The 12,121-nt window shown below is 39.9% G+C and carries 10 protein-coding genes and 1 pseudogene; 4 read left to right on the forward strand and 7 right to left on the reverse strand.

Features of this window, described 5'->3' with window-relative positions; translation table 11 throughout:
* Nucleotides 1-151 precede the first annotated feature (151 nt).
* A complete protein-coding gene (locus tag HUK49_RS07855; RefSeq protein ID WP_191913302.1) occupies nt 152-2,101 on the forward strand; it encodes a mucin-binding protein in 1,950 nt (649 codons plus the stop codon).
* A 69-nt stretch (nt 2,102-2,170) separates the two neighbouring features.
* On the opposite strand, the gene HUK49_RS07860 is transcribed toward HUK49_RS07855, so the two are convergent.
* Nucleotides 2,171-3,193: a cation diffusion facilitator family transporter gene (locus tag HUK49_RS07860; RefSeq protein ID WP_191913303.1), complete on the reverse strand. Its 1,023-nt coding sequence runs from the start codon at nt 3,191-3,193 to the stop codon at nt 2,171-2,173.
* A gap of 55 nt (nt 3,194-3,248) precedes the next feature.
* The gene (locus HUK49_RS07865; protein WP_191913304.1) at nt 3,249-4,409 is read right to left on the reverse strand and encodes a MalY/PatB family protein; all 1,161 of its coding nucleotides are present in this window, start codon (nt 4,407-4,409) and stop codon (nt 3,249-3,251) included.
* Between the two features lie 266 nt (nt 4,410-4,675).
* Here HUK49_RS07865 and HUK49_RS07870 point away from each other — a divergent pair, with 266 nt between their 5' ends.
* The gene (locus HUK49_RS07870) at nt 4,676-5,524 is read left to right on the forward strand and encodes a DUF3737 family protein (RefSeq protein WP_191913305.1); all 849 of its coding nucleotides are present in this window, start codon (nt 4,676-4,678) and stop codon (nt 5,522-5,524) included.
* A gap of 112 nt (nt 5,525-5,636) precedes the next feature.
* The gene (locus HUK49_RS07875; RefSeq protein WP_191913306.1) at nt 5,637-6,557 is read left to right on the forward strand and encodes an L-lactate dehydrogenase; all 921 of its coding nucleotides are present in this window, start codon (nt 5,637-5,639) and stop codon (nt 6,555-6,557) included.
* Nucleotides 6,558-6,659: 102 nt separating this feature from the next.
* On the opposite strand, the gene HUK49_RS07880 is transcribed toward HUK49_RS07875, so the two are convergent.
* Nucleotides 6,660-7,085, reverse strand: coding sequence for a chloride channel protein (locus HUK49_RS07880; RefSeq protein WP_191913328.1), 426 nt, complete (start codon nt 7,083-7,085; stop codon nt 6,660-6,662).
* A gap of 180 nt (nt 7,086-7,265) precedes the next feature.
* Here HUK49_RS07880 and rbsK point away from each other — a divergent pair, with 180 nt between their 5' ends.
* Nucleotides 7,266-8,186, forward strand: a complete 921-nt coding sequence (gene rbsK, locus HUK49_RS07885) for a ribokinase (protein ID WP_191913307.1) — start codon at nt 7,266-7,268, stop codon at nt 8,184-8,186.
* 47 nt (nt 8,187-8,233) lie between these two features.
* On the opposite strand, the pseudogene HUK49_RS07890 reads toward rbsK, so the two are convergent.
* The 4 genes and pseudogenes from HUK49_RS07890 to HUK49_RS07905 form a co-directional block, all read right to left on the reverse strand.
* Nucleotides 8,234-9,104 (reverse strand): annotated as a pseudogene (locus HUK49_RS07890) (NAD(P)H-binding protein).
* Between the two features lie 219 nt (nt 9,105-9,323).
* Nucleotides 9,324-10,118, reverse strand: a complete 795-nt coding sequence (locus tag HUK49_RS07895; RefSeq protein WP_191913308.1) for an EAL domain-containing protein — start codon at nt 10,116-10,118, stop codon at nt 9,324-9,326.
* Complete coding sequence (locus HUK49_RS07900; protein WP_178696175.1) at nt 10,111-11,433, reverse strand: glycosyltransferase family 2 protein; 1,323 nt, start codon at nt 11,431-11,433, stop codon at nt 10,111-10,113. Before HUK49_RS07900 ends, HUK49_RS07895 begins: the two co-directional genes overlap by 8 nt.
* Entirely contained in the window at nt 11,433-11,936 is a 504-nt protein-coding gene (locus tag HUK49_RS07905; protein WP_191913309.1) for an ABC transporter permease, read from the reverse strand. The genes HUK49_RS07900 and HUK49_RS07905 overlap by 1 nt, the downstream gene beginning before the upstream one ends.
* Nucleotides 11,937-12,121 lie beyond the last annotated feature (185 nt).

The raw sequence follows: 12,121 nt of genomic DNA on the forward strand, positions 1-12,121 counted from the left end.
CCTATTTCACTGAAAAATTTATCTCAGCGAAGAGAAATGACCTTACCGCAGCGGAATACCGCTTTGGCAAGGCCAACTAATTTTTATTATTTAATGTGTAAACTTGACAGGGCACAGTACCATTCATTGGTTATTACGAGGAGGGATAATAATGAAGTTTGTAAAGGAGCAACAAAATCCGGTCAAGGTTAAACAACGATTTAGTTTGCGGAAACTAAAGATTGGAACCGTTTCGGTAATGTTAGGAACAACATTCTTCTTTATGGGCGGTGCTATTAATAACGTTAAGGCCGATACAGTCAGTCAAACTGATCAACCTGCGCAAGATTCAAATTATCAAGAACAGAATAATCAAGAACAAACGCAAAATGCTGTTAAAGCGGTCCAAGACTATCTGGGAAACAATGGCGAAGTTCAATCAGACCAGGCGGTTACAATTGACCGAACAATTCAGTACCAAGAGGAAGGAACAAATAAAACACTCCACCCGGATGCTAATCAAGATGTAAGTATTGTTCCTTACTATAAAGTTGGTCATGTCACAATTAATTATATTGATCAGACTAATAACCAAAGCTTAGGACAAGACGGGTTTAAGGGATACTTTGGGACGCATGTTCAGCAATCTCAGGGAGAAAACTTAATTAATACCAAGGTAAATAGTCTTGGTGAAAAAGGCTATCAGTATGTTTCTGATAACTTCAACCCGGAATTCAATGAGGGGGGGCAGTTACAGTTTACTGAAGCTGCTCATGATTTTAGTTTTAACGTTTACTTTACCCATGGTATCAAAACAGTTAATACGACTCTTCCTGGTTCACAAACGGTAGAGTATGTTGATCAAGACGGCAAAAAATTAAGAGATAATACGGTAACGTCATTCACGTTTGAAAAAACAGGAAGAACTGTTGATAGCGTGACAGGTAAAGTGATTACTCCCGGAAAGTGGAAGACTGAGTCACACCAATTCGGTAAGGTTAAGGCACCAGAAATTGCTGGTTATACACCAGTAAATGAAGAAGTTGATGGTGCTACCATTACTACTGAGCAGCCTAACAAGGTTGTTCGGGTTGTTTACAAAAAGAACGATGCGGAAGAAGTAACAGTCACAATCGAATATATTGATCAGGATGATAACAATAAGGTTCTTTATACGGATACAGTAAGTGGTAAGCCGGGAGCATCAATTGATTATGAGAAAAGCAATAGAATTAAAGATTATCTAGGTATGGGATACCAGTATGTTAGTGACAATTATCCTGAGGTAGCTAATTTCCCACAAAAGGCAACAACTTACCAAGTAATTCTTAAACATGCTAGTATACCGGTTGCTCCTGATAACCCTGGACAACCAGTAAATCCAGCAACCCCTGTCTTCCCAAACACATTTGCCTTATATGCTGCGTCAAAGGCCAAATCACAAGTGGTTGCTGAACAGCCGACGACCTACTACGCAATTGTTCAGCACGGTAAAATTTTGGCACAAGATTTAGACGAACAACAAGCAAAGTCGAAGCTGTTCGATGTGGTTTCACCAACTATTCCGGGATACCGGTTGGTTGATGACAAGCAAAAGCTAATCGATCAAATGTTGGTCGATGCTAAGTCCAATAAGCATACCACGATCACTGTTTACTATACTAAGAACAGTAGTATACCAGCACAGCCGACAACGCCAACAGAAACACCAACGACACCAGAACAACCAAGTACGCCAACGGAGAAGCCAACAACTCCTCAGCAACCAACCACACCAGTTGTTCCAGAAACGCCTACTTCCCCGACTACTCCTGAAGAGACGCCAGCTCCTAAGCCAGGAACTAACGAAACCCCAGAGGTACCAACGGACAGTGTTAAGGTAATTCCTGGAACTCCTGATGAACAGGTTGTTCCTGATAATCAAGATAATAGTCAATCATTAGTTAATAAAACAAGTTGGCCTGTACAAAATCAGGGCAAGGTACCGTCAACGAACAATCCAACAACGCAAAGTCAATTACCACAGACTGGTAATCAGCGTCATGCAGGTTTGATTGGTCTTGCTGTCCTTGGAGCATTGTTCAGCTTGCTAGGATTCAAAGGAAAACGAGACAGTTTCTAAAGATTATAGTGAGAAAAAATGAGGTTCAATTTTGAACCTCATTTTTTGTTTCATATGAAACATCATAAATTAGAAGTGCCCCTTAACGTCCTTATCAGAGAATGTTCCGGGAGCGGGAATAAAGGAAATATCAGTATCAACGATTCCAAACTTCTTTCGCAAAGTCCGTTCAATCTTTTCGGAAAGCTGATAACTTTCCAAAATGGTCATTTTAGCATCAACCAAAACAGTGGCATCGAGGGAAACAACATTCCCGTTATAGTGAGCCTTTAGTTCAGCAACGTTTTTCACTTTTTTGACCTTCAAAATTGCTTGCTTATATTCTCGCTCGGCTTTTGGATCAAAATAATCGACCAAGTTTAAGCTCGTTTGAAAGAAGATTTTTAATCCAGAATAGAGGATAAAGAAACCAACGATAATACTGGTAACCCCATCAAGCCATGCTAGGTCAAAGAGAAGTGCCCCAGCAATCGCAACCATTGTTCCAATACTAGTAAAGGCATCGGCAAGACTATCTTGAGCCGAAGCTAGGAGGGCAGCGTTCTGTAGTCGTTGTCCCGCTTTACGGTTCATGTACCAGACAACAAGCATGATCACCGAAGCAATCCCGGCCCCAATAAGCGCAACCGGTTGAGGAACCACTCGACTAGCAGGATTTAGCAGAGCTTTAATTCCGTCAAGAATAACATCAAATGCAATCACAACCATGATAACAGCGGTTACTAAGGAAAAGACGGTTTCGTATCGCCAACGAATAAACTGCATCCGTTGATCGCCACCAAGGATGCTTTCATTTTCGTCTGGCATTTCCACACCAGCAATATCATCATCGTCAATGTCTTGTGCAATATGAAGTTCCATCATTAAGAGAAATGTTGAGATTATTCCAGATAAGTTGTTAAAGGCATCGGCCCGTAAAGTTTGCGACTTACTAATTTCGGCTAACCAATATTCAATAATTGAAATTGAAACGTAGGCAATTAAGTTGTAAATCAGGTGACGCTGTGATGCACGAATCTTTGCTAACTCGTTTGCTTGATTGCGTTCCCAAAGATTCATTTCACGATTAATATGCTTTTTTAGCTTACTCAAACTTAGATACTCCCTAAAATACAATTAACTTCTATCATAACGCTAATTTAAGAAATTAGTTTTTAATTGCCTTAGCTAACCGGCTTAACCCGTCCTTGATTTGGGCAAGCGGGTAAGCAATGTTGATCCGGATAAACTCATTACCGTTACCATGGTAGTAAGTTCCTGGATTAATAATTAACCCGGTTTCTTGACGGATCTTTTGTGCAAGGGCATTGCTATCATTGGTGACTTCACTAACATCAATCCAGACAAGGTAGGTAGCTGTACCAGGAACAACGTGAAGCTGAGGTAAATTATCGCTGATAAATTGTTCTAAGTATTCTCGATTATGCAACAAGTATTTCTTAAGCTGGTGGAGCCAATCAGCGCCTTGAGTATAGGCAGCAATAGTACCAGGAATGGCAAGAAGGTTCGGTTCAGCAACTTCATACTTGTTAATTGCCCGAGTAAAGCGTTCACGCAGGATCGGGTTGGCAACAATTCCCGTTGCGGCATGAAGGGCAGCAACGTTAAATGTTTTACTGGTTGAAACTAGGGTAACTAGGTTTTGACGGTATTCTTCGGGAAGAGAAAAAGTTGGTGTATAGTCGGGACCCTTTAAAACCAAGTCACCGTGAATCTCATCGCTAATAACAATTACACCATGCTTTTGTGCTAGTTTAATAATCCGCATTAGTTCATCACGAGACCAAACATAGCCGGTTGGGTTGTGTGGATTACAGAGAATCATCAGAGTCGTTAACGGGTTGCTCATCTTTTCTTCGAGGTCATCCCAGTCAACGGAGTAGGTGTAGGTAGAACGATCGTACTTTAATTGGATTGCTAGGGCGTGGCGACCGCTATTTAGGATTGAATTGTAGAAGGTATTATAGACTGGTTCCATCAGAAGAACGTTATCACCAGTATGACTTAAGTGGTTAACGCTAGCGGTAATTGAAGGAATTACTCCCGTAGCGAAACGCATCCAGGAAGTTTGTGCTTCCGCGTTGTGCTCGGACTTATACCAGTGAGCGACGGCATCAAAGTATTCCTGACTAGGGTATTCATAGCCGAAAGCACCGGCATTAATTTTATCTTTCATTGCTTGCATGATTTCAGGAGCCGTTTTAAAGTCCATATCAGCAGTTGTCATTGGCAATTCGCCTGGCTTAACATCCCACTTCTCTGAATTGGTATGCTGGCGATCAAGAATCGTGTCAAAATCATACTTCATAGTTAATCATTCCTTTATTTATTCTTAAATTAAAATTTATTCATACCTGATTGTACATCAATTTATATTGACACCCCAGATAATGCTTCTCGACAATCAGTCATTCAAGAATCGAATATAACGTAATTAGGTATAAGTATTTTTACTTTTAATTAGTTAGTGTTACCTTAAAATAAGGATATTAATTGTACTAATTAATATTATAGGATTATTCTTAATTAGTGGGTATCTTGATAATAAGAGGAGCACAAAGGGGAATAACTAACATGCAAGAAATTAAAGATGACTATTATGATGGCGAACGACCACTCTACGGGATCCACGACACCAAATTAATCAATACTACATTTGGTAAGGGTGAATCACCACTAAAGGAGACGGCTAATTTAGTATTAGATGGAGTTCTGTTCACTTGGAAGTATCCACTCTGGTATTCTGATCATATTAAGGTAACGGACACGGTTTTTGAAGAGATGTCGCGTTCAGGAATTTGGTATACCAATGACATTGAAATTACTGACAGCACTATTCAAGCTCCAAAGGAATTCCGGCGGTGTGACGGCATAACCCTTGATAACGTTCACTTCTCTGACGCGGAAGAGACAATGTGGAGCTGTAAGAACATTAAGATGCATGATGTGTATGCTAATGGAGACTATCTGGGAATGAACAGTGAGAACATTTATGTTGATCACCTTGATCTAGTGGGTAACTATGTATTTGATGGAGCAAAAAACGTTGAGGTTCATAATTCACGGCTAGTTTCAAAGGATGCCTTTTGGAATTGCGAAAATGTTACCATTTATGACTCGAAGATTAGCGGTGAGTACCTTGCTTGGAATACCAAGAACATCACCTTCATTAACTGTACGATTGAGAGCGATCAAGGATTATGTTATGTTGACCATTTGACAATGAAGAATTGTCGGACACTCCGAACAGATCTTGCCTTTGAACTGTGCAGCAATATTGATGCGGAAATTAAAGGATCAATCATGAGCATCAAGAATCCAATCAGTGGTCAAATTAAGGTCGATCATGCCGATGAAATTATTATGGACGATCCAAAGATTGATCAAAGTAAGATTAAAATTATCCAAACCGATCAGGATTAGGCGCCTAATGTAATTTGGTCTAGTGATTTTAAATGATTTGAATTATTAAAGGTGGTATCATTAATATAAGTTAATTCTAATCTTATTTTAATGTGTGAAAGGAGTTTTCCGAATGTCACGAAAAGTTGCCGTTATTGGAATGGGGCACGTTGGCTCAACAGTTGCCCACTACATTGTTGCTAACGGATTTGCTGATGACTTGGTATTAATTGATTCCAACGAGGATAAGGTGAATGCCGATGCTCTTGATTTAAAGGACGCAATGCCTAACCTGCCATACCATACCAATATTGTGGTTAATGATTATTCGGCACTAAAGGATGCTGAAGTAGTCGTTTCGGCAGTGGGGAATATCAAGCTTCAGGATCAGCCACAAGCTGACCGATTTGTCGAATTGCCATTTACGCGGGACGCAGTTAAAGATGTTGCTCCGAAGATTAAGGCAAGCGGCTTTTCTGGAAAGCTTGTTGTAATTTCAAATCCAGTTGATGTGATTACATCCTTATACCAAAAGCTGACGGGACTGCCAAAGAATCAAGTAATCGGAACAGGAACGTTACTTGACTCTGCCCGGATGAAGCGGGTTGTTGCGGATAAATTTAATGTCGATCCGCGTTCTGTTAGTGGGTATAACCTTGGTGAGCATGGGAATTCACAATTTACCGCTTGGTCAACCGTTCGGGTCCTTGATCAGCCAATTACTAAACTGGCAGCGGAACGGAACATTGATTTACCAGAACTGGATAAGGAGTCTAAGCTTGGTGGCTGGTATGTATTCAAGGGAAAGAAGTATACTAGCTATGGAGTTGCTACGGCCGCAGTACGGTTAGTTAATGTTATTTTAAGTGACGCACGGACTGAGCTTCCTGTATCGAATTTCCGTGAAGAATACGATGTCTACCTTTCTTACCCTGCAATTGTCGGTCGGCAAGGAATCGTTGAGCAAAGTCAATTAGACTTGACCGAAGAAGAATTACAAAAATTACAGAACTCTGCTAATTTCATTAAGCAAAAATACAATGAAAGCTTATAAGAGATCAGCCCCTTGTAAAGTGGGGACCCTTAATTAGCAGCTAAAATTAAGAATCCTCCCTAATCTTTGTTTGAAAGAAGAATAGGGAGGATTTATTAATATTTAAGAGTTTGGGAGGAATTTTTTAACTAGCCAGTTAGTAGCGATTGACACAGTAATTATTACCGGAGTTAGCTCAATGGGGACTAAGAGAATCAAAAGGATACTAGTCAGCAGGGGTTTCCCCAGGATGACGGTGAGACTAGCGGCTAAGACAATAACGGCATTAACGCGAACGTCGCCGGGAAGTACCAGTGCACATGCACAACCGATGGCTAAACTTGAAAAGATTGCCGGAAAAATAGTTCCGCCACGCCAGCCCATCGCAAAACCAAGGTTAGTAACAAATGCTTTAACAAAAGCAATCGACAGTAAAAGGGGAACAGACAAAGTTAATGCTTCATGACTAAAAGGAACAATTCTAAATTCACCTGAAAAAAGAATATCATTACTTAGTAAAGAGCAAATTGCTAGAATTAAGCCAAAGATACCTCCTTTATTCTAATTTGAATTTCATAGTAGCTCCTTAATTAGTAATGAAAAATCTATTAGTTTAACTTCTACTATATCTTAATCGCTGATTTTAAGGAAGTTAGGGTCAACCAGTTGTGGAGCAATTGCTGGAATTCGTATAATAATAGTAATTAGATCTAGGAAAGAAGTGGGAAAATGGTAAATCGGGTAATGATCCTTGGTAGTATTAATGTTGATTCGATCTATCAGGTGACGCGGTTTCCTCAACCAGGAGAAACAATTGCGGTCAAGCAGAAAAGCTATGCACCGGGTGGTAAGGGCGCTAATCAGGCCGTTGCAGCAGCACGCTCTGGAGCGAAAGTTTCATTTATTGGAGCGGTTGGTGCTGATAATGATGGACAGGAAATGGTCAAAACATTAGCAGAAAATAACGTGGACACAAGTAGGATTGCTGTTGATCCGGATAACGGAACTGGCAGTGCGGTAATCACGGTCGATGAAAATGGCCAGAACGATATTATGGTTTATGGGGGTGCCAATCAGGCAATGACTGTAGTTCAGCTTGACGACTTAGAGCAGGAATTAGCTGGTACAGACTTTATCGTTACCCAACTAGAAACGCCACAGGAAGTTACGCTAGCTGCTTTCAAGCTTGCCAGGCAACAAAATGTAATAACAATTCTTAATCCGGCTCCCGCAACAGAATTGCTTCCGGAATTGCTGGAGTATACCGACATTATTATCCCGAATGAAACTGAAAGTTCCTTATTAACGGGAATTTCGGTTAATGATGAACCATCAATGCTTCAGAATGCAAAGTTCTTTAAGGCGCATGGGGTAAAAAACACAATTATTACCTTAGGCGAGCAAGGCGTTTTTTACGTAACGGCAGATGGTCACCATGGATTAGTTCCGGCATTTAAAGTAAATCCAGTTGATACCACAGCAGCGGGTGATACGTTTATCGGTGCACTTAGCTCACAGTTAAGCCCTAACCTGGGAAACTTTGAGTCGGCAATAACATACGCCCAACGAGCTTCCAGTTTAGCTGTACAGGGGATGGGCGCAATGCCATCGATTCCGCTTGCTGAGGAAGTTGAGAAAGCATTGGGATAACAAAAACAAAGTCTAAGGGAAGTTGAAGTCCCATAGACTTTGTTTTTTTAATGAGTCGGTTGATAATTACTTATTAAAAAGTCTTTCATATTTTGGGGATCATGTCCCGTAATATGTTGAAAATCATTAGTAACATCATTCATTAATCCCATTGCGGCTGCTTTATACATAGAAGCTAGTTCATCACCATCGCCTTCAGACCTGTAAATATCGGCAAATTCGCTAATTGATACTGGGTTGTAACCAATTATGTTACCAGTTACGGTAGTCATAATCTGACTTAGTTCAACCATATTGTAATTTTGTTTCATTGTTAAAAGGTAATTTTGTCCATGATTATAGAGATATGGTTTTACAGCAACGTTTGCAATTGCTTCAGCACTATCTTGACGACTGATAAAGCTCATTGCTTGATCACCAATTGGGTAAATAATATTCTGACGTTTGATGAGTTCAGGAAGATAGGGAATTAGTGGATCAGCATAGAGAGAATTCTTGATAACCGCATACTGGAGTCCGGTACTAGCTAAGCGGGCTGGAAGGTAGGCATAGTAACCGGCCATCTGAAATGGGTTGTTCGCTTGGTCGGCAATGAAACTAACGTCTATAATCGTTGATACGCCAGATTTTTTTACCGCCGTAAGGGTGTTTTCAAATTCATTAATTCGTGCTTGAACCTTGTAAGTAAGACTAGGGATATAGATTAAAACATCAATATTCTGAAATGCTTGGTTCATTGTTGCGGTGTTCTGATAGTCGATTGTTGCAAGTTCATATCCAGCCTTTTTGAAACAAACCAGTAGCTTTGGCGGGAGTGTGGACACCTAAGCGAATATTGTTGATAGGGACTTGCTTACTAAGTTCTTGGACAACAAGACGACCGAGATGACCAGTAGCACCGGTAATTAAATACTTCATGATAATCATCCTTTCTAGAAACAATTGTAACTTTTAAAGTTACGAAAAGCAAATAAAATAAGAGTGATAGAAGTCATTTATGACTTCGTTTTCACGCCCCCGCGAGCGCAAATAGGGTTCCAGAGTTCGGTTATACCGGACACTGGAACCCATTTGCGTACCGCGCTGTTCGTATTTGAACTTGGTAAAAGTACTTATGTCACAATCGCTCTCTAATATTTAAATTCTTTTCGGCTCACCATAAGCATATCCCTGACGTAGGTTGATATTAAGCTGGTCGGCTAAAGCAACTTGATCAGCATTTTCGACTTTACCTACGATTGGGACGGTTCCTTCTTTGCTGGCGAATCGCTGCCATTGAGCGAGAGTAATATCAATCCAGTGGGAAGGCGATTTCTTAAACGAGTGGATATCGAATTTAAGAAAATCAGTATATGGAAGATAGGGTTTAATAATCCGGTAGGTTTTCTTAGAAGAATCAACGTTTTCGATCGTTATTTTGATAAGAGAATGGTCGATTTGCTTTAATACCTTTAACACTTTATGGCGTTGAACAAAATTAGATTGGCAAAGATCGGTAGCGTCAATTTCAATTAGTAATTGCTGGTGATTGATTACCCCGAGAATCCATTTAAAAAAGTAAGCTGCACGGAAATCAGATATTTGACTAACAGTCATATTCAAAGAAAAAAACTTAATATTGGCGATAATCTTGGGATTAATTTTTTTGACGGTGTGAACAATTTTACTTAATGGAAAGTTATTCACATCGGATGGTAGTTGCCAACGCTGTATTTGTGAATCAAGTTCACGGAGAAGCAATTCATAACCCTGAATCTTTTGCTGATGATTATAAATCGGCTGGCCAAAGTATTTGTATTTATTTGAAAATTCTTGGTCCCGATCAATCCCTTTTTTATTCCGGTAACGAATCCGTGCTTCAATGCAAAGTAAACAGCAACTGAGGGTAAAAATGATAAAGATCCACCAGAAAAATATTTTTAAATCATTCATCAGAACTAACCTTTCGTTTTGGACTAACCCATTTACCGCTTCCGTGGCCCAATACCGTCTTAACTGCTTTAACAAAGGTGGTAACGATTGTTAAGGGATTGACGAGCCATGTAAAGAGGAGGTAAAGGGGCGAGAAAGCAAAGTAGCGTAGTTTGGTCCCGTTAAAATCAAGAATTAACGCGGCTAAAACTTGGAAAAGGCCAGCGATTAACTGGAAACTAACAAAGATCATGCTCATTACAATTCCGTGCCAGACCCGCTCATAATTACCTGTAAGGAAAAATGACGTCATTAAACTAACAAAAATTAAGCTTGTAATCCAAAAGAAAAATGACCAGACGATTGAAAGGGTTGTGTCAACTAACATTGGAATAACAAAGCGAAAGCGCCAAGGGTGAGTGATGATCTTGGTAAAATTGGTTAACCAGACCTCGGTTCCACCTTGGGCCCACCGAGTTCGTTGGCGGTAAAGATCGTGAAATGATTCTGGAACGTTCATGTGAAAGACAATGTCAGGGGCGAACTTGGGAACAACATTCATGAAGGTATGATCCCAGGCAATACTGATATCTTCTGTTGCCCGATCCTGACGAAAACCGCCGACATTAATTAAAAAGTTTCGTCGATACATTGTATTCGCTCCGCTATAAGCATACATTGTGTTATTTACGGCAGTTTGGCTGCGTTTGATAATCCCAACGATGCTAGAAAATTCAACAGTTTGTGACTTTCCCCAGAGAGTTGATCGGTTATAAACATCCATATTAGCTGTGATTGCAGCATAGTTAACGCCATTTGGACTAGTAAAGTATTGCATATACTTAATTAGTGCATCTGGTTCTGGAATCGTATCAGCATCATTGCTAAGAATATATTCCCCTTTAGCAAAAAAGATGCCAATATTAAAGGCATGGGCTTTGCCTTGATTTTCTTCGATCCGAATTACCCGGAGCTGGGGAAATGACTTTTGCATTTGGTGTAATATCTCTGGAGTGCGATCGGTACTTCCATCATCCATTACTAAAATTTCGTAGTTATGGTAATGCAGCTTAGTTAAGAGATATTCAAGGGTACTTTGGATGACAACTTCTTCGTTGTGGGCCGGAATCATGATCGTAATGAATGGTTCGTTTTCTAATTTCGTATTAGGAAGAAGTTCCTCATGATGACGAAAAAGCATGTACGATACCGCACCGAAAAACCAGAACATTGCGCCCAAAATTGGGTAGAGACAAAGAATCAGGGTGATAACAAAGAGAAAGCTTTCCCAAGGTGTAGCTGGATTCAAAGCAGCGTCAAAAATATTAGAAACCATTAGTTGTCGGCCTCCATATTTTTATTGGTGATAACTTCCTTTAACTGGTTCTTGGCAAGGTTTTGTTCAGGTTTTACAGTGTAGTTCCGTAAATGTTGACGTTGCTTTTCGGCACCAAAACGAGCGGTCATAAACTTTTCTACCGTTTGTCGTTCCCATTGATGTTTAGTGATGTCAAATAATGGCCATTTATCGACTAACCCTCGCGATCGTTGGAACTGGATATATCCCATTGCTAGACAAAAAACGGCGATCATTCCTAAAGCAAAGGTTAAAAAGATTATCAAGAAGTTTAATTCTTGAAATCCTTCAGCGTAATGCCAAAAGAAATGACCGTGTCGTCCGTGAGTCAGGTAGGCTAAATAGGTGGCGCTTGTAATGACAATTGGTGTGAATAGAATTAACCAACAAGCTAGTGCGATCAGTATTTGGCGAATTTTAATTCCCCAGTGACCATGTTCAAAGAAATGGTCCCGATAATTATTACGTGTGCTAGTATTCATAAAATTAAATTGGTAATGAAATCCCCATGATAATCATTACCGTTCCCCCCCTAGTTAAATGAATAGAAATTTTCCGCAAAAAATTATATCACAAAATTACCATAAAATGGCTAATAAGATAAACGCTGATAGACAGTCGATTGTTTTACAAAGATTAAAGGAGAATATGAATTTATTCCCGAGAT

It is taken from the genome of Limosilactobacillus portuensis, from assembly GCF_014838735.1.
Classification (GTDB): domain Bacteria; phylum Bacillota; class Bacilli; order Lactobacillales; family Lactobacillaceae; genus Limosilactobacillus; species Limosilactobacillus portuensis.